21 protein-coding genes are annotated in these 19859 nt (G+C 35.9%); 12 read left to right on the top strand and 9 right to left on the bottom strand.

Annotation, left to right across the window (positions count from 1 at the left end; genetic code table 11):
• The first annotated feature begins 36 nt into the window (after window positions 1–36).
• The 9 genes from BUC16_RS09045 (at window position 37) to BUC16_RS09085 (ending at window position 7501) form a co-directional block, all read left to right on the top strand.
• On the top strand, window positions 37–1200 hold the full coding sequence (locus BUC16_RS09045; RefSeq protein WP_073369966.1) for a sigma-54-dependent transcriptional regulator: 1164 nt from the start codon (window positions 37–39) through the stop codon (window positions 1198–1200).
• Between the two features lie 68 nt (window positions 1201–1268).
• Window positions 1269–1952, top strand: a complete 684-nt coding sequence (locus tag BUC16_RS09050; RefSeq protein ID WP_073369967.1) for a DEAD/DEAH box helicase — start codon at window positions 1269–1271, stop codon at window positions 1950–1952.
• A gap of 64 nt (window positions 1953–2016) precedes the next feature.
• Entirely contained in the window at window positions 2017–2235 is a 219-nt protein-coding gene (locus BUC16_RS09055) for a putative signal transducing protein (protein WP_073369969.1), read from the top strand.
• A gap of 35 nt (window positions 2236–2270) precedes the next feature.
• Window positions 2271–2516, top strand: a complete 246-nt coding sequence (locus tag BUC16_RS09060; RefSeq protein ID WP_073369970.1) for a hypothetical protein — start codon at window positions 2271–2273, stop codon at window positions 2514–2516.
• A gap of 1 nt (window position 2517) precedes the next feature.
• Entirely contained in the window at window positions 2518–2817 is a 300-nt protein-coding gene (locus BUC16_RS09065; RefSeq protein WP_073369972.1) for a type II toxin-antitoxin system RelE/ParE family toxin, read from the top strand.
• A 39-nt stretch (window positions 2818–2856) separates the two neighbouring features.
• Window positions 2857–3660, top strand: a complete 804-nt coding sequence (locus BUC16_RS09070; RefSeq protein WP_073369974.1) for a Cof-type HAD-IIB family hydrolase — start codon at window positions 2857–2859, stop codon at window positions 3658–3660.
• Between the two features lie 24 nt (window positions 3661–3684).
• Complete coding sequence (locus tag BUC16_RS09075) at window positions 3685–4473, top strand: alpha/beta hydrolase (RefSeq protein ID WP_084546133.1); 789 nt, start codon at window positions 3685–3687, stop codon at window positions 4471–4473.
• 126 nt (window positions 4474–4599) lie between these two features.
• Window positions 4600–6234 (top strand): ABC-F family ATP-binding cassette domain-containing protein, encoded by a 1635-nt coding sequence (locus BUC16_RS09080; protein WP_073369977.1) that lies wholly within the window; start codon window positions 4600–4602, stop codon window positions 6232–6234.
• A 64-nt stretch (window positions 6235–6298) separates the two neighbouring features.
• Window positions 6299–7501, top strand: a complete 1203-nt coding sequence (locus BUC16_RS09085) for a hypothetical protein (protein ID WP_073369978.1) — start codon at window positions 6299–6301, stop codon at window positions 7499–7501.
• Between the two features lie 77 nt (window positions 7502–7578).
• On the opposite strand, the gene BUC16_RS09090 is transcribed toward BUC16_RS09085, so the two are convergent.
• On the bottom strand, window positions 7579–7863 hold the full coding sequence (locus tag BUC16_RS09090; RefSeq protein WP_073370238.1) for a GNAT family N-acetyltransferase: 285 nt from the start codon (window positions 7861–7863) through the stop codon (window positions 7579–7581).
• A gap of 367 nt (window positions 7864–8230) precedes the next feature.
• Here BUC16_RS09090 and BUC16_RS09095 point away from each other — a divergent pair, with 367 nt between their 5' ends.
• Complete coding sequence (locus BUC16_RS09095; protein ID WP_073369980.1) at window positions 8231–8887, top strand: alpha/beta fold hydrolase; 657 nt, start codon at window positions 8231–8233, stop codon at window positions 8885–8887.
• A 67-nt stretch (window positions 8888–8954) separates the two neighbouring features.
• Here the strand turns inward: BUC16_RS09095 and BUC16_RS09100 are convergent, their stop codons facing one another.
• Window positions 8955–9470, bottom strand: a complete 516-nt coding sequence (locus BUC16_RS09100; RefSeq protein WP_073370240.1) for a hypothetical protein — start codon at window positions 9468–9470, stop codon at window positions 8955–8957.
• A gap of 164 nt (window positions 9471–9634) precedes the next feature.
• Here BUC16_RS09100 and rpmH point away from each other — a divergent pair, with 164 nt between their 5' ends.
• Window positions 9635–9796 carry a 50S ribosomal protein L34 gene (rpmH, locus tag BUC16_RS09105; RefSeq protein ID WP_008464848.1) on the top strand — a complete coding sequence of 54 codons (162 nt, stop codon included), beginning with the start codon at window positions 9635–9637 and terminating at the stop codon, window positions 9794–9796.
• Window positions 9797–9940: 144 nt separating this feature from the next.
• The gene (carB, locus tag BUC16_RS09110) at window positions 9941–12796 is read left to right on the top strand and encodes a carbamoyl-phosphate synthase large subunit (protein WP_073369981.1); all 2856 of its coding nucleotides are present in this window, start codon (window positions 9941–9943) and stop codon (window positions 12794–12796) included.
• A gap of 251 nt (window positions 12797–13047) precedes the next feature.
• Here carB and BUC16_RS09115 read toward each other — a convergent pair whose 3' ends face one another.
• The 7 genes from BUC16_RS09115 to BUC16_RS09145 all read right to left on the bottom strand — a co-directional run bounded on the left by BUC16_RS09115 (window position 13048) and on the right by BUC16_RS09145 (window position 19769).
• On the bottom strand, window positions 13048–14100 hold the full coding sequence (locus tag BUC16_RS09115) for an ATP-binding protein (protein WP_073369983.1): 1053 nt from the start codon (window positions 14098–14100) through the stop codon (window positions 13048–13050).
• 3 nt (window positions 14101–14103) lie between these two features.
• Entirely contained in the window at window positions 14104–14793 is a 690-nt protein-coding gene (locus BUC16_RS09120) for a hypothetical protein (protein ID WP_073369984.1), read from the bottom strand.
• Between the two features lie 271 nt (window positions 14794–15064).
• Window positions 15065–15505: an SRPBCC domain-containing protein gene (locus tag BUC16_RS09125; protein ID WP_073369986.1), complete on the bottom strand. Its 441-nt coding sequence runs from the start codon at window positions 15503–15505 to the stop codon at window positions 15065–15067.
• Between the two features lie 18 nt (window positions 15506–15523).
• Window positions 15524–16417 carry a dienelactone hydrolase family protein gene (locus BUC16_RS09130; RefSeq protein WP_073370241.1) on the bottom strand — a complete coding sequence of 298 codons (894 nt, stop codon included), beginning with the start codon at window positions 16415–16417 and terminating at the stop codon, window positions 15524–15526.
• A gap of 176 nt (window positions 16418–16593) precedes the next feature.
• Complete coding sequence (locus tag BUC16_RS09135; protein ID WP_141226114.1) at window positions 16594–17418, bottom strand: hypothetical protein; 825 nt, start codon at window positions 17416–17418, stop codon at window positions 16594–16596.
• 273 nt (window positions 17419–17691) lie between these two features.
• Complete coding sequence (locus tag BUC16_RS09140) at window positions 17692–18300, bottom strand: YkgJ family cysteine cluster protein (protein WP_073369989.1); 609 nt, start codon at window positions 18298–18300, stop codon at window positions 17692–17694.
• A gap of 104 nt (window positions 18301–18404) precedes the next feature.
• Window positions 18405–19769, bottom strand: coding sequence for an MGH1-like glycoside hydrolase domain-containing protein (locus BUC16_RS09145; RefSeq protein ID WP_073369991.1), 1365 nt, complete (start codon window positions 19767–19769; stop codon window positions 18405–18407).
• Between the last annotated feature and the right edge of the window lie 90 nt (window positions 19770–19859).

A 19859-nucleotide genomic window follows, 5' to 3' on the forward strand; every position in this document is an offset into this window, starting at 1 on the left:
AAACGAATAAGCAATTAACCGATTAATCAAAAAAAGATGAGTAAAATACTAATCATAGAAGACGAAGCCGCTATCCGAAGAGTACTTGCAAAAATACTTTCCGAAGAAAGTGATACTTATATTGTGGAAGATGCCGAAGACGGAGTTCAAGGATTGGAAAAAATAAAAAACAACGACTACGACCTCGTTTTGTGTGACATCAAGATGCCCAAAATGGACGGAGTCGAAGTACTTGAAGCCGTGAAAAAGATAAAACCCGAAATTCCGATGGTGATGATTTCAGGTCACGGCGACATGGAAACCGCCATTCAAACGATGCGTTTGGGCGCTTTTGATTATATCTCGAAACCGCCTGATTTGAACCGATTGTTGAATACCGTCCGCAATGCTTTGGACAGAAAACAACTCGTGGTCGAAAATAAAATCCTGAAGAAAAAAGTCAGCAAGAACTACGAAATGATTGGCGAAAGCGAACCCATCAATCGCATCAAAGTGATGATTGAAAAAGTAGCCGAAACCGAAGCCCGAGTTTTGGTTACGGGTCCCAACGGAACCGGAAAAGAATTGGTTGCCCATCAATTGCACGAGAAAAGCCAAAGAGCCAGTTTTCCTTTAATCGAAGTGAATTGTGCCGCGATTCCAAGTGAATTGATAGAAAGCGAATTGTTTGGCCACGTGAAAGGTGCTTTTACTTCGGCAGTGAAAGATCGTGCCGGTAAATTTGAAGCAGCCGACAAAGGAACTATTTTCTTGGATGAAATTGGAGACATGAGTCTTTCTGCCCAAGCCAAAGTATTGAGAGCTTTGCAGGAAAACATGATTACTCGCGTTGGCGCAGACAAGGACATCAAAGTGGACGTTCGCGTCATTGCGGCAACCAACAAAGACTTGAAAAAAGAAATAGCCGAAGGTCGTTTCCGCGAGGATTTGTACCATCGTTTGGCCGTAATCTTGATAAACGTTCCATCGTTGAACGAAAGAAGAGACGATATTCCGTTGTTGATTTCACATTTTGCCGATAAAATAGCTTCCGAACAAGGAAATGCGGTGAAACATTTCTCTAAAGCCGCAGTCAAATTATTGCAGGAATACGATTGGACGGGAAACATTCGCGAATTGCGAAACGTGGTGGAACGATTGATTATCCTGGGTGGAAACGAAATTTCGGAAAGCGACGTGCAACTGTTTGCGAGTAAATAATATTAGACACAAATTATGCTAGTTTTTAGAAATTGAATTAGTGTAATTCGTGTCAAAAAGAAGAAAATATGAAACTAAAAAAAATAAACGAAAACCTGCAAGATGCCCTCATTGAAAGCGGTTTGACCGAAGCCAACGAGATGCAAAAAGAAACATTTTCGACCCTGAAAAGTGGAGCCGATTGTATTATTATTGCTCCACAAGGAAGCGGAAAAACGACGACAATAGTCATCAACGTGATCCAGAAATTGGCTGGTGCCACCGAAGAATCTCCTCGTGCCTTGATTATTGTGGAAGATAAAGCCAAGGTGTTGGAAATGGTGGCGCTTTTCGAAAAATACGGAAAAAATTCTGGTTTGGAAGTCTATGGTGTTCACGACAAAGGCGACACGGATTATGACAAGAATTATATTTCCACGGGAATCGATGTATTGATTGGTACACCCAACAAATTGAGCGATTTGTTCAGTACGGCAGGCTACAACGTGAATCGATTGCGAATGTTTATTCTTGACGATGCCGACCCTATTTTGAAATTGCGTCACGAAACCAAGATCATGCGTATTTCGAACAGCATTGCCAAAACCCAACGCATTATTTTTTCGGATGTCTTCACGGAAAGAATAGAAATTTTGGCAGACAAGATGTTGGTAGAGCCTTTTGAATTCGATTTTGATGAAGCAGAGGAAGACGAGTATTTTGAAGACGATGAGGATTTCGAAGAAGGCGAAGAAGATCAAGAAGAGGAGTAATCGGTTTTTAACAACACACGAGCGTCAGCGAACTGGCGAAGCAAACTATAAATAATAAAAAACTATGGGATTAATGAAGGTGTTTTCTGGAAGCGAAATTTTGGCTTTGGCTTTGCAGGGAAAAATTGAAGAAGCAGGAGTGGACACGGTTTTGAAAAACAATATTCAATCGGCTAGATTGGCAGGATTTGGAAATTCAGGGCAAGCTGTTGAATTGTTTATCCAGGAAACCGATTTTGCAAAAGCGAATCCCGTAATCGAGGAATTCAGGTTGAGTATTTAAAATTTGTATATTTGTTATTCAAATAACTCTGTAAGATGGATATAGCTGCAAAAAAAAAGGAATTGGTGGATTGGCTGCTTCATATTAATGATGAAAGCAAGCTAAAAAAAATTATAGCGCTTAAATCTGTCTTGGATAAAGAAGTTGTTGCCCATACTATTAGTGGTTATCCAGTTGATAAAGAAGAATATGTCAATATGGTTAAAGAAGCTGATGAACGAATTTCATCAGGAAAATATACTACAATTGAAGATTTAGAAAAAGAAATCGAGAATTGGTAATATGCAAAAGCCAATTAAAATTCTTTGGGATATTCAAGCCAAAGCTGATTTAAAATTAATCTTTGAATTTATTAAATTAAAATCTCCTCAAGGGGCAAAAAATGTCATTAGTGATATTATAGCCCAAAGTAAAAGTATTCATTTTGTTGAGCAATATCAAATTGATGAATTTTTGGGAGAACCCTATCGAAGAATGATTGTTAGAGATTATAAAATTATTTATAAAATCCATTCTACAACAGAAATTCGTATTCTTCAAATTTTTGACACTCGTCAAAATCCGGTAAAACTTAAAAAGTAAGCAGGATAAATTCTGTTTAAAATCATAAAAAAATAAAGAATGAAATATAAAATGCTGGTGGTGGATATGGACGACACTTTGTTGACCGATGACCACGAAATATCAAACGAAAACAAGGAAATGCTTTTGAAAGCACAGGAATTGGGAGTTTACGTGGTTTTGGCTTCGGGCAGGCCTACCTCTGCGATGATTGAATTTGCCAAAGAATTGCAATGTGACGTGAATAATTCCTTCATGATTTCTTTTAATGGTTCAACTATTACAGACCTGAAAGAAGACAAAGTGCTGTTTGAACACTCCTTGACCAAAGAACAAATCCATTCCATTTACGATTTCAGTCAGCAAAACAACACGCATATCATCACTTATTTAGAGGATAAAATTATCAGCGAGACGAGTTCAGAATATATCGATGTTGAAAGTACCATCACGGGCTTGGAGCATATAATTGTCCCGAGTTTTAAAGATGCGGTAACCACTTCGGCAGTGAAATGTTTGTTGTTGGAAGAACCAAGTTATCTGAAAACGGTGGAGCCAATATTGAAAAACGCCATGCCCGATTTGAGTGTTTGCATGTCGAAACCTTTTTTCTTGGAAGCTGCACCAAACGGAGTTGACAAAGGAGCCGCCATTCAAATCTTGGCCAAAAAACTAAATATCCATCAAAGTGAAATCATCGCCATTGGAAATGCCGGAAACGACTTGACAATGGTACAATATGCCGGATTGGGCATTTGGGTTGACAATGTTGATGCTGAATTAAGAGAATTTGGCGACGTTGTCGTGGCTTCGAACAATGATCACGGTGTTGCCGAAGTGGTGAGGCGATTTATTTTGGAGTAAAAAATTATGCAAACGTTCCGATTTATGATATTGTCACTTTTTACATTCTTTGGAGCAATTTATTTGCTTTATGTTAGTTATGTTTATTGCAATCAGGGAGAACTGATTTTTATTGCAAATAAACTTCCCAATGATTATAAATTTGAATTCAATCAGAATTTTGAAGAATTAAATATTCCTTCATTTGATAATAAAAAATTAAATGGATTATTATTCAAAACGCCAAATCCAAAAGGATTAGTCTTTTATCTTCACGGAAATGCAGGTTCACTTGATACTTGGGGATCTATTGCTAAAAATTATACTGATTTAGGATACGATATTTTTATTTTGGATTATAGAGGTTTTGGGAAAAGTGAAGGAGAAATAGAGAGTCAAGATCAAGTTTTTAAAGATTTAACTTTTGCGTATAACAAACTGATAACGAAGTATGATAGGAATAAAGTTGTAATAATTGGGTATTCTATCGGAACTGGATTGGCAGCCTATTTGGCATCAGTTGAAAAGCCTGAAAAACTAATTTTGCAAGCACCTTATTATAATTTTATTGAATTTTCAAGTGGAAGGGTTCCTTTTGTTCCTGACTTTTTGAAGAAGTTTAAATTTGAAACCAATAAATATATCGTAAAAGTGAAATCACCAATTTATATCTTTCACGGGAATAAAGATCAAGTGATTTCTTATGATAATTCAATTCGAATGCAAAAACTTTTGAAACCCGACGATAAAGTTTTTATTTTGGATGGTCAAAATCATTTGAATATGAATGAGAATCCTGATTTTCAAGAAGAATTGAAAGTAATTTTGGAGTAATTGATTTTGTGAAACCAATTCTACATTCCTAAAATTGCTCAATTCCTCAATTAATCTATCTTTGCAACTTTCAAAAAAATCGCTAATCGATTAAACGATTAATCGAATAAACAAATCAACAAAAAAATGATTACAGTTAACGATATCTCCGTTCAATTTGGCGGAACAACTTTATTTAGCGACGTTTCTTTCGCCATCAACGAGAATGACAAAATTGCCCTTATGGGTAAAAATGGTGCCGGGAAATCAACGCTTTTAAAGATTATTGCAGGTCAAAGCAAACCATCAACGGGAAATATTTCGGCACCAAAAGAAGCGGTTATCGCTTATTTGCCGCAGCATTTATTGACTACCGATGGCGCAACGGTTATGGAAGAAGCATCAAAGGCTTTTGGGGAAATTTTCAAGATGAAAGCCGAAATCGACGAAATTAACGAACAATTGACCATTCGAGCCGATTATGAAAGCGATGCTTACATGAAATTAATAGAAAGAGTTTCGGACTTGAGCGAGAAATTCTATGCCATTGAAGAAGTGAATTACGAAGCCGAGGTGGAGAAAATCTTGACTGGATTGGGTTTTCTTCGAGAAGATTTTTCGCGTCAAACATCGGAGTTTTCTGGTGGTTGGAGAATGCGAATCGAATTGGCCAAAATCCTTTTGCAAAAACCAGACTTGATTTTGCTGGATGAGCCAACAAACCACATGGATATTGAAAGTATTCAATGGTTGGAAGATTTCTTGATTAATGCTGCCAAAGCTGTTGTGGTAATCTCACACGACAGGGCTTTTGTCGACAATATTACCAATCGTACCATTGAAGTGACCATGGGACGAATTTATGATTACAAAGCCAAATATTCCCATTATTTGGAATTGAGAAAAGACAGAAGGATTCATCAACAAAAAGCATACGACGAGCAACAAAAATTCATTGCAGACAATCAGGCATTTATTGATAGATTTCGTGGTACTTTTTCGAAAACAGATGCGGTTCAATCGCGCGTAAAAATGTTGGAAAAATTGGTTATTGTCGAGGTTGATGAAGTAGACACATCGGCTTTGAAATTAAAATTTCCGCCTGCTGCCCGTTCCGGGCAATATCCCGTGATTGTAAAAGAAATGTCCAAGTCCTATGGCGACCACGTGGTTTTCAAGGATGCCAATATCGTGATTGAAAGAGGTCAGAAAGTTGCTTTCGTTGGGAAAAATGGGGAAGGAAAATCGACGATGATCAAAGCCATCATGAAAGAAATAGGTGTTGATACAGGTTCTGTAGAAGTGGGGCACAATTCGCAAATTGGTTATTTTGCCCAAAACCAGGCCGCTTTATTGGATGAAAATGCCACTATTTTTGAAACCATCGATGCTATTGCCGTGGGTGATGTCAGAACCCAAATCAAGAATATTTTGGGAGCCTTCATGTTTCACGGTGATGACATTACCAAGAAAGTAAAAGTGCTTTCGGGTGGCGAAAAAACGCGTTTGGCAATGATAAAATTATTGTTGGAACCAGTGAATTTATTGATTCTCGATGAGCCTTCGAATCACTTGGACATGAAAACCAAAGACATCATCAAAGACGCTTTGCGCGATTTTGACGGAACATTAATCTTGGTTTCGCACGACAGGGATTTCTTGGATGGACTGGCCACAAAAGTTTTTGAATTTGGAAACAAAAGAGTAAAAGAACATTTTGAAGATATTAGCGGTTTCTTGGCACATAAAAAAATGGTAAATTTAAGCGAGATTGAAAAGTAGAAACTTTTTTTTGTAAATTAGCCTTACAAATAATGGTTTAAATAATTAATTTCAATCAAAATATATGAAAAATAAATTTTTATCAATAGTGTTGTTGTTGTCGAGTTTGTTTAGTGTGGCTGCTTTTGCACAAACTAAAGACAAGCCGGTTTCATTAGGATTGCCAGGTGATGATTTGGATCTTTATGCTGTATTGGAAGTGTTTCAAAAAGCTAAAACTATTGAAGGTTTTGAAAAAACATTGAATGACAGTAAAACTGGTGTCAATAATTTAGATTTGGATAAAGACAAAAAAATAGATTTCATCAAGGTAATTACGAACAAAGAGGATGATGATTTTAGTTTTATTCTCCAAGTTCCGGTAAGCAAGACAGAAAACCAGGATGTTGCGGTTATTTTTGTTTCAAAAGATAAAGCTGGTCAAATTTCTATACAGGTTGTAGGAGATGAAGATATGTATGGTAAGGACTATGTTGTAGAGCCTAAAGGTGCCAGTTCTTCTGGAGGAGGTACGGCAAATCCTGGATATAACGGTGGCAGTTCTGAAACAATGAATCTTCCAGCACAAACAGCTCCAACGACGACTGTGGTAGTTCAATCGGCGCCAATTGTGCAATATGTGTATTCTCCTGCTTACGTGCCTTATTATCCTCCTTACTATTACGGATATTATCCTCCATATTTTCATCCAATTGTACCAATTGCACGTGCTGTTTTTTGGGCAAATAATTTCCATTGTCATGGAGGTTATTATGGAGGTTACCATGGTAATGTAAATATTAACGTAAACCACGTAAACCATTTTAATAATTACAACAATAATTCCAGAAATAGATCCAATACGGTAGCCAATAACAAGGCTAGAGGCGATTATGGAAATGGTAGAGGTAGTGCAGGTAACAACAATAGAGCGAATAATAACAATAGAGCAAATAACAATAGAGCAAATAATAATAGAGGAAATAGTGCGTCACCAAGACCTTCGACTTCCGACAGGTCTTCATCGCGTGAATCAGGATCAGCAAGACCTTCGACTTCCGACAGGTCTTCATCACGTGAATCAGGATCGTCAAGACCTTCTACTTCCGACAGGTCTTCATCACGTCAATCCTCGTCGAGTAATTTTTCTCGTCCATCAAGTTCATCCAGCAATTATTCTCGTCCATCGTCTTCATCCTATGGTGGTGGTAGAAGTGGAGGAGGTTATAGCGGTGGCGGTAGAAGTGGCGGCGGCGGCGGAATGCGCGGCGGTGGTGGAAGAAGATAATGGAATAATTGTCGATTGATTTCGTCTGAATTTAGATAAAAAAAGGGGCTGTTTCTTAGTTGAAACATCCTTTTTTTTTATAATCGAATTCCCGGAGGAAGCAATTCTTTGTAAACCGGATTTTTTTTGAAAAAGACCACAATTTTGGGAAGAATGGGAACTACTTTCAGCTTCCTTTCGATGGCAATTGCCATAATTTCTTTGAGCAAATTAGAAATGAATTCTTCGTCGTCAAATAAATCCGGTACATTGAGTTTGGTCAAAAATATTTTTTTTTCCTGAAAAGAGTATTCGACCGTAACCAATCCTTTTTCGGTCATAGTTTCAAATTGTCTGGCAAAAGTATTGTCCTTGATTTCAATAATGACTGCTGCATCCATAATAATTTGTTTTGTTTCATTGGCACTTCAACCAAAAGTATTTTTGATTCAGAATTGATATTGATTTCAAATGGGATTAAAACCAGTTGTTTTTGTCTTAAGAAGTAATAAGAATTGTAAAGGTATCGATTTGATTTTCAATATCAAACGATTTCTTGACGTATCTCGACAGGATAGTTTTTTTTGTCAGGAGATATTCACAAGAGCGGGATGGTTTTAAATGAAATGAGATTTTTGATTGTAATTTTATTTGGTAATTATGGCGTCGAAATGTCATTTAGTTCCAATAAAAAAATTAATTTTATACAAAATCAAATCGATAGCGTTGCAAAACGGCTTAACCCCAATTATGAATAAAATTCCTGTTTACATGATGCCTGGTTTGGCGGCCAATTCGTTAATTTTTGAAAATATTAAATTGCCTGAATCTACTTTTGAAATTCATTTGCTGGATTGGGAAACTCCCATGGGCAATGAGACTTTATCGAGCTATGCCGAAAGAATGGCGAAATTGGTAAAACACGAAAAGGCTGTTTTGATTGGGGTTTCTTTTGGTGGTGTTTTGGTTCAAGAAATGGCTAATTTCCTGAATTTGAGAAAATTGATTATTATTTCCAGCATCAAATCAAATTTGGAACTACCGCTTCCAATGAAAATAGCCAAGACTACCAAAGCGTATAAATTAATGCCTACGAGTCTGTTCCAAAATATTGAGGCATTGGTGAAACTATCTTTTGGGAATGCCGTTAAACAAAGACTCAATTTATACCAAAAATACATGTCAATGCGTGAAAAGGTATATTTGGATTGGGCAATTAAACAAATGGTTTTGTGGAACAGGGTAGAAGAGGATAAAAACGTGGTTCACATACATGGGGATGCCGATGCTGTTTTTCCGATAAAAAACATCAAGAATTGTATTGTGATAAAAGGAGGGACGCACATCATGATTCTGACCAAATACAAATGGTTGAACGAAAACTTGCCCCGAATTATTTTGGAATAAAAAAATCAGCCCCGAATTAGTTTAATTCGGGGCTGATTTTAATCGTGGTAAAAGAATGTGGAGAAAACTATAGTTTCTTCATTTGTTCCTTCATCATCTTGATTTGGTCTGCCAACATATTTTGTTTGTCCAATTTTTTGGCTTCGTTCAATAAATTGGTGGCTTCCAGTTTTCTTCTGCGGGTCATGGCCACTCCGGCAAGATTTAATTTGGCAACAGCCAAATCCATGTCCATAGACAATCCCAATTCAATCGCTTTCTTGAAATATTTCTCGGATTGATTGATGTTGGTTTGCGAAAGCATGATTCCGTGCAAATAATTGAAGTAACCTTGTTGTTTTCTCACCAAAGCAGTTTCTGGATTTTTGATGTAAGCCAACCATTTTTTGGCGCCTTCGAAATCTTGTTTTCTTAGTTTTAGGAAAGCCAATAGTATAAATTCGTTTTTGTAGTAAAGAAAAATTGGAATAGCCGATAATAATACAAGAAAGATTCCGTTACCAATGTTACTTTCGGTAAATTGCCAAATGCCTGTAATTACAATAAGTCCAGCGATAATAAGTTTAATAATTCTATGAAACATGATGTCTATATTTAAGATAGCAAAGATAGGAAAAGGAATTAAAAAAAAAATTATAAAACCACTTGCCAGAAATAAAAGTCTTTGTATATTTGCACTCGGTTTTAGAATAACAGAATTCAAAACTACCAAAGACAATTAAATACATTTTTTAAAGATACAAAGCAATGAGCAAGAGAACGTTTCAACCATCGAAAAGAAAAAGAAGAAATAAGCACGGATTTATGGACAGAATGGCTTCTGCAAATGGAAGAAAAGTCCTAGCTCGTCGTAGAGCCAAAGGAAGACACAAATTGACTGTATCTAGCGAACCTAGACATAAAAAATAATGTTTTTATAAACATACATAAAGGCGTTACTGTTATTAGTATCGCCTTTTTTTATACCTTATCATTAAAAATGGTTAAAGTCTAAGATTTTAAAGACACTTAAGCCACTTTGAATCATAAACTTTAAGTTAAAAAAACAAAAAAATGCCAAAAGACAACTCCATAAAATCGGTTTTAATAATAGGTTCAGGTCCAATCGTGATTGGTCAAGCTTGCGAATTTGATTATGCAGGTTCCCAATCGGCACGTTCCATTCGTGAAGAAGGAATCGAGGTTATCTTGATTAACTCGAACCCAGCAACGATCATGACCGACCCATCAATGGCCGATCATATTTATTTGAAACCATTAACTACCAAATCCATCATTGAAATCCTGAAAGCGCATCCGCAAATCGATGCCGTTTTGCCTACAATGGGAGGACAAACCGCTTTGAACTTGTGTTTGGAAGCAGATGAGAAAGGAATTTGGCAAGATTTCGGAGTACGAATGATTGGTGTTGATGTTAATGCCATCAATATTACTGAAGATAGAGAGCAGTTCAAACAATTGCTTCAAAAAATAAATGTTCCTACAGCACCGGCAAAAACGGCTACTTCTTTCTTGGAAGGAAAAGAAATTGCGCAGGAATTTGGTTTTCCATTGGTAATTCGTCCTTCGTTTACATTAGGGGGAACTGGAGCTGCTTTTGTGCATACCAAAGAAGAATTTGACGAAAAACTAACCTACGGATTAGAAATGTCTCCTATTCACGAAGTTTTGATTGATAAAGCTTTGATAGGATGGAAAGAATACGAATTGGAATTGTTGAGAGATAAAAACGACAATGTCGTGATTATCTGTTCTATCGAAAATATGGATCCAATGGGAATTCATACTGGAGATTCTATCACGGTTGCTCCAGCGATGACATTATCAGATACAACATTCCAAAAATTACGTGATTACGCTATCTTGATGATGCGCAGCATCGGAAATTTTGCAGGAGGTTGTAACGTGCAGTTTGCCGTTTCACCAGATGAAAAAGAAGATATCGTTGCGATTGAAATCAATCCTCGTGTGTCTCGTTCATCAGCTTTGGCTTCAAAAGCGACAGGTTACCCAATTGCGAAAATTGCTTCTAAACTGGCTTTAGGATATAATCTTGATGAATTACAAAACCAAATTACAAAATCAACTTCAGCTTTATTCGAGCCGACTTTGGATTATGTAATCGTGAAAATACCACGTTGGAACTTCGATAAATTTGAAGGAGCCGACAGAACTTTGGGTCTTCAAATGAAATCGGTTGGTGAGGTAATGGGAATTGGACGTTCGTTCCAAGAAGCCTTGCACAAAGCCACGCAGTCATTGGAAATCAAAAGAAATGGTTTAGGTGCTGATGGAAAAGGATACACCAACTATGAGCAAATTATCGAGAAACTGACTTTTGCAAGTTGGGATCGTGTTTTCGTTATTTATGATGCCATTGCCATGGGAATTCCATTGAGCCGCATTCACGAAATCACGAAAATTGATATGTGGTTCTTGAAACAATACGAAGAACTTTATGTTTTAGAAAAAGAGATTTCTAACTATACCGTAACAACTTTGCCAAGAGAATTGTTGTTGGAAGCGAAACAAAAAGGTTTTGCAGACAGACAGATTGCACACATGATGAACACTAAGGAAAGTGAAGTACATACTTTGCGTTCAACGATGAACATCAACCGTGTATTCAAATTGGTTGATACTTGTGCGGCGGAGTTCACGGCAAAAACACCTTATTATTACTCAACTTTTGAGGCAGAAATTGAAAAAGCCAATGGTGAGCGTTACGTTCACAACGAAAGTATCGTAACCGATAAAAAGAAAATCGTAGTTTTAGGTTCAGGGCCAAACCGAATTGGACAAGGAATCGAGTTTGATTATTCTTGTGTTCACGGAGTTCTGGCAGCGAAAGAGTGTGGTTATGAAACCATAATGATCAACTGTAACCCAGAAACGGTTTCGACTGATTTTGACACGGCCGATAAATTATACTTCGAACCAGTTTTCTGGGAGCATATTTATGACATCATCCAACACGAGAAACCAGAAGGTGTGATCGTGCAATTAGGAGGGCAAACTGCCTTGAAATTGGCTGAAAAATTGTCTAAATACGGAGTGAAAATCATAGGAACCAGTTTTGATGCCTTGGATTTAGCCGAAGACAGAGGACGTTTCTCTGATTTATTGACAGAATTACATATTCCTTTCCCGAAATTCGGAATTGCTGAAACGGCTGATGAAGCTTCTGCTTTGGCAGATACTTTGGACTTTCCTTTATTGATTCGTCCTTCTTATGTATTGGGTGGACAGGGAATGAAAATCGTGATCAACAAAAAAGAATTGGAAGAGCACGTTATCAATTTATTGAAACAGATTCCAGGTAATAAATTGCTGTTAGACCATTATTTGGCTGGAGCAATCGAAGCGGAAGCGGATGCAATTTGTGATTCAGACGGTAATGTGTATATCATAGGAATTATGGAGCATATCGAACCTTGTGGAGTACACTCGGGTGATAGTAATGCGACTTTGCCACCGTTCAACTTGGGTGAATTTGTAATGCAACAAATAAAAGATCACACTTTTAAAATCGCTAAAGCTTTAAAAACAGTTGGTTTGATCAATATTCAGTTTGCGATAAAAGACGATACGGTTTACATCATTGAAGCAAATCCTAGAGCGTCTCGTACTGTTCCGTTTATTGCAAAAGCATATGGAGAGCCTTATGTGAACTATGCTACGAAAGTAATGTTGGGTGAAAAGAAAGTAACCGATTTTGATTTCAATCCGCAATTAAAAGGATACGCCATCAAACAACCGGTTTTCTCTTTCAGCAAGTTCCAAAACGTGAACAAAGCATTAGGGCCAGAAATGAAATCAACCGGAGAAAGCATCTTGTTTATTGAAGATTTGAAAGACGACCAATTCTATGAATTGTACTCTAGAAGGAAAATGTATTTGAGCAAATAAACTTGAGTTTTAGATATTGAAAAAGCCCCGATTGGGGCTTTTTTTTGTTTAAATATAAAATGGCGAGTAGCCATAATTGCTTTTTTTTAAATGGTATGATTTTATTTAGGTTTTAACGTTCTGGTAGTAGGAGATGGTCGTGCTAAAGAGAAATTATTTTCAGATTGTCACTAATTTCCCTAACACAAAACAATCTTTCCATTAAGTCTGATTCCCGACTATTGCTTACTAGCTGTTGGTAAATAGTGCTTTTATATAATCCGATTCTTATCAAATTTAATTTTAAATTGATTATGTTCATATTGTAAATTGTTTCTTGTTTTTGCCAACGGTGTTATTCTAGGCAAAATTTCCAGTTCTGCATTATTCAACTTAAGTGTTTTAAGAATTCTATTCATTCCAATTCCATTTCCTTCACTTGTTAATTGAATTGCGCTTTTTGCACGAAATTTTTTGTCACAAAGCTTATCAATTTCATAATCTTCAATCCTTAAAGATAACATTTCAAATACCACGATATATTTGTTTTGCTCTTCTTTAAAGATAATTTTAAAACTCGTATTTGAGCAACAATATTTTACTGCATTTTCAAAAATATAAAATAATGAAACAAATAATATTTCATAATCAAGATGGATTCTTTTTTCATTAGAATCAACAGAAACAACAATTTTTTTATAATCAAAATCTTCAATAAAAATTTGTAGTACAGATAATATTATTTCTCTAACTGAATATTCAATTTTTTGAACATTTGGATTTTGCATTACAGTTTTTTCAAACACAGAAAACTCAACTTTCATTGCGTAATTATATTTGATTAATTTCAGCAAAGTTTCAGTAGTTACGTTTGGCTTGTCATTAACTATCTTTTTAATTATCTCTTTTTGTTTATTAATATTTCCTGATAAAATACTTTGAGGAATTAATAATTGTAATTCTTGGACATTATAGGTGTTTAATGAAGTTAAATTATGTATTAACTCTTGTACATACTCATTTTGATTTAATGATATATTATTTCTATGAGAAACTATATTGTCTAACATCATTAAAGACATTCTTGATAAATCTGTAAAAAGTCTAGAACTATTTACGTATTTTTCATCTATTGTCAATGTAATAATTGAGCCATTTGAATTTGATTGTTTTTCAATTTTAGCCTTTATTTTTTTATTTAAGTATTGTATTTCAACTTTCTCAATTTTCTCAATTTCATTTTTTAATAAATGTCGTATTTCTGTTGGAAAGCTATTTAATACAATTTTTCCTGATATGTCGGTAATTTGGTAAAAAACTTTCATTGATTAAGCATATAATTCTAGACTATATTGTTCAACTAAACTTAAAAATTGATAGGATAAAGCATTTTTTTCAAGTTTGAAATCGCAAACATCCCAAGCAGAATGAAAATTATTGTTTTTATTTGCTGAATATATTACAATCTTTTTATTTGGATATTTTTGTTTCAACATTAAAGCAATATCCAAACCTTCGTGTTCGCATTTCAATAACTTACCAACACCATTTACATCGACAAAAAGTATATCAGCTTCTTTTACGGAAGGAATATCAATACTTTTTATATCAACTACAGATTTTGTGTTTTTCCACTTACTATCTTTTAAAATTTTGACAATATTAAATTTTTTATCATCATCAATAAATAAAATTTTGACTTTTGATTTTAAAGAATCAATTTTAGCTTCACGATTAAATGAATTATCTTTTGAAGTTGATTCTTTAGTGTTATTATGTTCCATATTACCTACATTAACGTTAATTGTATTTGTTGGACTAATTATTGGATTTATATTGGAATTTATTGAAGGATTTTTTTCAGTAATTGGGTCTTCTGTTTTTTTGTTTTTTTTATAATAACTTCTGACGGTAAATGATAATGCTGTTGCTGATAGCGTAATTCCAGACACATAATACCAATTTACTACCCAAAAATTTGAAGTATCAATGCTTAATAAATGTAAAGTAATATTCATATATAAATTATTTTTTTTAAGTTTTTATATTCGTTTCTCTTTTTTTAGCATTTCTGCAAACTCGTTTATAAGTCTGATAAAATCATACAAAGCCACCCTTTTTTGGGTAAATAGGTCTGATAAACATTAGTGTTATTTATTTTCAAATATAATTATAATTCCTCTTTTGTTTGCGTTTTTTTAAGTATTTTCTTTAAAATGTTTTAGTCTTTCCATAAAAAAAAGCCCCAATCACGAAGCTTTTTTTATGGAATCTGTGTTTAGACTGTTTTCAATTTTCACGCATAAAGTCAAATGCTCCCTTGCGAAGTTGTATTCCGTATTCCAAATAGGCTTTCATGCAGGCGAGGAAATTGGCCCAACCTTCCGTGTTTCCTATGGCCCATTTCAGGTTGTCTTCATTGTGTGGTTTTCCGTCTTCGGTCACTTTTACCACGGTGCTTTTGTCAGGTTGTTCTTCCAATATAATTTTAACGACGGTTTCTTTGTCCCAAACAAATGAAATGGAACGATTGATTTCAATCTTGACGTCTTTTACGGGAACTTCGACAGGGAATTCGGGGAATTTCCATGTCAATTCTTTTCCTGTTTCTAGTCGTCCGTTGCTCTCCGATATGAAATAATTCGTCATCTTTTCGGGATTTACAATTCCTTCAAAAACTTCTTCAATCGGTTTTTGTATTTGTATTGTTGCTTTGGCTGTCAATTTCATAATGTCAAAATTTTGAGATTATTTCTTTTTTAGTTTTTCCCTGAAAAAATCAATTGTTCGTGTCCAAGACAATGTTGCGGATTTCTCGTCGTATCGTGGAGTCGTGTTGTTGTGGAAACCGTGATTGACGCCCTCATAGAAATAAGCGGTGTGTTCCACTTTGTTTTTTTTGAGTATGGCTTCAAAAGCGGGCCAGCCTTCGTTTACCCGGGTGTCTAAACCAGCATATTGCAACAGGAGCGGCGTGGTTATTTTTTCTGCATCTACTGCGGTCGGTTGTCCTCCGTAATAAGGTACGGCTGCAGCCAAAGTCGGGATTTTGACCGCCATCATGTTGGCAATCCAGCCTCCAAAACAAAATCCGACCACGCCTACATAACCGTTGCAATCTTTGTGGGATTTCAGGTATTCGTAAGCCGCAATAAAGTCTTCCAACATTTCTTCGCGGGTACGTTTTTTTTGTAATTCTCTTCCCGCATCATCATTGCCGGGATAACCGCCCAATGGTGACAAGGCATCTGGAGCCAAGGTAATAAATCCTTCCACTGCGGCTCTTCTTCCCACGTCTTCGATATAGGGATTCAATCCACGGTTTTCGTGCACGACTATGATTCCGGGTAGTTTTTTCTTTGTTCCGGTGGGTTGGGATAAAAGTCCCTTGATGGTTCCTCCTCCTTTGGGCGATTCGTAGGTCATGAATCCTGATTTCAACCTTGGGTCGTCAGGGTTGATGGTAATGGAATCCACGTAATTTGGTGTCATAAAGCCAAGAAGTGTTGGCAACGTAAGGCTTCCTATGGCAAAAATCGATAATTTTTCGATGAATTGCCTTCTTTCAATTTTATTGTGTGCATAGTCATCGTATAAGTCAAATACTTCTTGACTGATGTCTTCTTTGGTTAGTTTTTTCATAACAGTTGTTTTTTGGTGCAACAATTTAGGAAATAAAATGATTGTTTCAACGGTATCAATGCTCAATAAGATGGGAAAATCAAATTTTATAAGTTTGTTCTATAAAAAAAACCGTTTCAATTTATGAAACGGTTTTTAGAACAAGAAAAAATGTTGTCTAAACTAAAATATTCAAATTAATACACAGATAAATAAATAATCTTTTTCCCAATATAATTATCTTCGGTATCGCTATAAAAACGGAAAACTAATTTTTGAGTTGCATATTGGTACGCCCTATTAGTGGTAGAAGTTGCGGAGGTACTTTTTATGGTTGGTACTCCCAATAGTGTTACTACCATATCCATTGTAGTGGTTGCACTATTGATTTTCCAACCATTCCCAATTTCATAAGGGAAGTTAGTGTAGCTTACTTGTGCATTTGCGCTATTTGTGTAAAAATAATTAGAGCTATACATATCAATTTGGTCTACAATCGTACTGCTTTTAATTATTATAATGCCTAATCCCTTTGAAGCATATCTCCAATATTCAGAAAGTCCATCAGTTGAATTTGTTTTAATGTCAGGCTCACCCAAAAGACTTAAAACTTTAGAAGATAAATCGGCGTTTACTTTTATTCCTTCCACAGTGTTATAATTTTTAACTCCGTGTTCTGCAAAAGTCAAATCAATATTTTTAGTGTCTTTGTATGTATTGTTGCTTAGTATAACATGTATTTTTGCGGAAGTTGCTTCGGTACTTGAAATTTCATAAATTGTACTGGCAACTTTGGTAATTTTAATTTTGGTATTACTAGTAATAACGTTTATATCTTTATAACCAGATGCTTTAATATTTAAAGTTATGGTTCCGTCGATATAAATATCTGTTTTGTTGGCTTCAATACTTGTGAATACGATTGCAGGGTCTTTCTCGTCTGAAGAACATGAAGCCAAAAGCATTACGAGACATAGAACTAAAATAGTACTAATACTGTTTTTAAAGAATGATTTTTTCATTGGTTTTTTTAAGGTTAATTTTTAGAATTGCAAATGAAGTAATAATTTTCTTATTTCAATTTCATTTATTGTTTTTTTAATTAATTCTTCGAAATTATATTTTTTGTAATTGGTTCTTTTACGGTTTCCCACATTTTAACAAAATAATTTTTTTCTTATTTAAAAAGAACAAATACTTAATTAGTTTATACATACAACTTTGTATAGTCGATAACTATCAATTGCGAGTATTTATATAGAAGATGCTATTTTGGAGAAAAGGTTGGAATTTCTTTAAGCAATATTTTCCAATCCACCCGGAAAGGGTCTGTAGGCAAAATAATGCAGGACTTCTTCGATGGCTATTTTCAAGGCTTCGTTTATGGGGAGTAAAGTGGTGCCCATTCTGTAATCAATTTGCGCCAACTGCATGTAATAATCAGTAAAAATGGGCACGTAAAGTCCTTTGCTGATGGCTTCTTCCGTATTGTTGAAGTTTTCCAGTTGGTCGTCTTTTATGATTTTGCAGGTGGCCAATCGCAGTTTGCCGTATTTGTCCCTGCTGGCGGCATTGCCAAAAAGGCGGCATATTAACCCGCGATAGCGATAGTTGTTGCAGCTTCCGTTATGTTCTTCCAAAAGAGAAAGAGGTCGGTAGATGTGACAAGTTGAAATGGAAGAATTGTCTAATTCCAACAAGGTTTTTTCGGCCAGACCATTCAAAAACAAATGGAAAGCCCAAGGCAGGAATTCCAAGGGAGAGGCATCTATGTTTGGTGTGGAACAGCATTTGCCACAGCCAGTGAGACAATGTAAACTAGTTTCGGTTTTGAAAGCAGTAATCTCCTTGTCAAGACGGTGGAATATTTCTTCAACCTGCCGAACCTTTTGTTCTATCGTCATTATTTTTTTCGTAAGGTAGGCTATTAAAAACGGCTGATGCCATAATATCCATTTACTTACGGTTTATTGTAATGGCTCCCTCGGCGAATGAAGCAAATTGCACATTAAAACTCTTCGACAACCTTTTTTCCTTCGAGCCAAGCTGACATATTCAATACGAGGTAATTCCAGTTTTGGAATCCTTTGTTGAGTAGTGGTTCTCCAGTTTCGGGATCGTAATATTCGTGCAAGGCGCCATTTTTTTCAAAATCTTTGCCAAATAATCGAACTGTTTTTGATGCCAATTCTTTTGCTTCTGCGGTGTAGCCATATTTTGCCAGACCTTTGAATACCATGTAATTGGATATTCCCCAAATTGGACCTCTCCAGTTGGATGGATTGGCACTCGCCCGAAGACTGTACATTTTTTCCATTTTGGAAAGTGTTCGAACTCCCGAGGCCGAATTAAAGGTTTTTGGATTCGAATAATGCTCTTTCACGATTCGTTCGGCTTGTTCGGGTGTTGCAATTCCTGCCCATAAAGCCAAGAAGCTGGACCAACTTTCAATGCGTTGAATCAGGCAGTCGTAATCACGCGGATAGCCGCTATGAATGACAAAAGACTTACCCAAAGTGTTGTCGGTGTGGTTGTCCACGGGACGCAAGTTCAAGTCGACACTGTAGAAAAAACCGTCGCGTTCGTCCCAACAATTTTTTTGGATGGCAGCTTTTAATTCTTTGGCATCATTGGCAAATTCTTCTCCAATGGCAGATTGGTTCAATTGGCCGGACAAATAAACCATTGCCAAGAGTTCTTTGTACATCAGGCAATTCAAGTAAATGGAAGCGGAGCTTTTTTCGGGTCTAAAAAAAGTGGCTGGATCATTGTCCACTCCAATGGCCACGTCGTTTTGCCAGTAATACAAACCCGTGGCTTTATTTCTGTGGTGTGATTTGTAGTTGTTTACAAAAGCCTGAAGATGGAAGAACTTTTCCCGGATCCATTCTGCATTGCCGCCGTTTGTCTGGGTGATAAATGCGGCATGTTGAGCCAAAACCGGTTTGTGCATGTTGACGTTATAGATATTTTCTGGGCGAATGTCTCGAGGCTTGGAGTCTTCCCATATCACGATGGGCAAATAGCCGTCCCAATCGCCGTAATGCAAAAAATTAAGGACACAACCTTGTTCGTATTGAATGGCTTCTTTTTTGTCTTTTTCAGAGCCAATGTCGGTCAAAATTTGTCTGAGGGCAATGTTGCTCAACCAGGAATCCCAGTCCCATAAAACATTGTCGTATTGGTTGCTTCCCGGGGTAAGAAAAGGATAGGTCAACGAACCACCGCCTTTGCGATACATTTTTTTGTAATCTTTATAAATATTGGTTTTGATGGTAGAAATGTAATGTGAAAGAGAATCTGATTTTTGACTATAAAGGGCAGAACTACAGAATGTAACGAGCAAGAGCAGAATTTGTATTTTCTTTTTCATGTTTTTTTGGGGCTAAAAAAAATCAAAACAATGTTTTTTTGGTTAAATAAAAAGTAAATATATAATTTTAACTATAATTATGTACTTTTA

It is taken from the genome of Flavobacterium fluvii, assembly GCF_900129545.1.
Taxonomy (GTDB): Bacteria; Bacteroidota; Bacteroidia; order Flavobacteriales; family Flavobacteriaceae; genus Flavobacterium; species Flavobacterium fluvii.

What these genes read in the sequence shown, in the direction of transcription:
- BUC16_RS09045 (WP_073369966.1), top strand. Translation starts at nt 37, where the DNA reads ATGAGTAAAATACTAATCATAGAAGACGAAGCCGCTATCCGAAGAGTA.
- BUC16_RS09050 (WP_073369967.1), top strand. Translation starts at nt 1,269, where the DNA reads ATGAAACTAAAAAAAATAAACGAAAACCTGCAAGATGCCCTCATTGAA.
- BUC16_RS09055 (WP_073369969.1), top strand. Translation starts at nt 2,017, where the DNA reads ATGGGATTAATGAAGGTGTTTTCTGGAAGCGAAATTTTGGCTTTGGCT.
- BUC16_RS09060 (WP_073369970.1), top strand. Translation starts at nt 2,271, where the DNA reads ATGGATATAGCTGCAAAAAAAAAGGAATTGGTGGATTGGCTGCTTCAT.
- BUC16_RS09065 (WP_073369972.1), top strand. Translation starts at nt 2,518, where the DNA reads ATGCAAAAGCCAATTAAAATTCTTTGGGATATTCAAGCCAAAGCTGAT.
- BUC16_RS09070 (WP_073369974.1), top strand. Translation starts at nt 2,857, where the DNA reads ATGAAATATAAAATGCTGGTGGTGGATATGGACGACACTTTGTTGACC.
- BUC16_RS09075 (WP_084546133.1), top strand. Translation starts at nt 3,685, where the DNA reads ATGATATTGTCACTTTTTACATTCTTTGGAGCAATTTATTTGCTTTAT.
- BUC16_RS09080 (WP_073369977.1), top strand. Translation starts at nt 4,600, where the DNA reads ATGATTACAGTTAACGATATCTCCGTTCAATTTGGCGGAACAACTTTA.
- BUC16_RS09085 (WP_073369978.1), top strand. Translation starts at nt 6,299, where the DNA reads ATGAAAAATAAATTTTTATCAATAGTGTTGTTGTTGTCGAGTTTGTTT.
- BUC16_RS09095 (WP_073369980.1), top strand. Translation starts at nt 8,231, where the DNA reads ATGAATAAAATTCCTGTTTACATGATGCCTGGTTTGGCGGCCAATTCG.
- BUC16_RS09100 (WP_073370240.1), bottom strand. Translation starts at nt 9,470, where the DNA reads ATGTTTCATAGAATTATTAAACTTATTATCGCTGGACTTATTGTAATT.
- rpmH (WP_008464848.1), top strand. Translation starts at nt 9,635, where the DNA reads ATGAGCAAGAGAACGTTTCAACCATCGAAAAGAAAAAGAAGAAATAAG.
- carB (WP_073369981.1), top strand. Translation starts at nt 9,941, where the DNA reads ATGCCAAAAGACAACTCCATAAAATCGGTTTTAATAATAGGTTCAGGT.
- BUC16_RS09115 (WP_073369983.1), bottom strand. Translation starts at nt 14,100, where the DNA reads ATGAAAGTTTTTTACCAAATTACCGACATATCAGGAAAAATTGTATTA.
- BUC16_RS09120 (WP_073369984.1), bottom strand. Translation starts at nt 14,793, where the DNA reads ATGAATATTACTTTACATTTATTAAGCATTGATACTTCAAATTTTTGG.
- BUC16_RS09125 (WP_073369986.1), bottom strand. Translation starts at nt 15,505, where the DNA reads ATGAAATTGACAGCCAAAGCAACAATACAAATACAAAAACCGATTGAA.
- BUC16_RS09130 (WP_073370241.1), bottom strand. Translation starts at nt 16,417, where the DNA reads ATGAAAAAACTAACCAAAGAAGACATCAGTCAAGAAGTATTTGACTTA.
- BUC16_RS09135 (WP_141226114.1), bottom strand. Translation starts at nt 17,418, where the DNA reads ATGAAAAAATCATTCTTTAAAAACAGTATTAGTACTATTTTAGTTCTA.
- BUC16_RS09140 (WP_073369989.1), bottom strand. Translation starts at nt 18,300, where the DNA reads ATGACGATAGAACAAAAGGTTCGGCAGGTTGAAGAAATATTCCACCGT.
- BUC16_RS09145 (WP_073369991.1), bottom strand. Translation starts at nt 19,769, where the DNA reads ATGAAAAAGAAAATACAAATTCTGCTCTTGCTCGTTACATTCTGTAGT.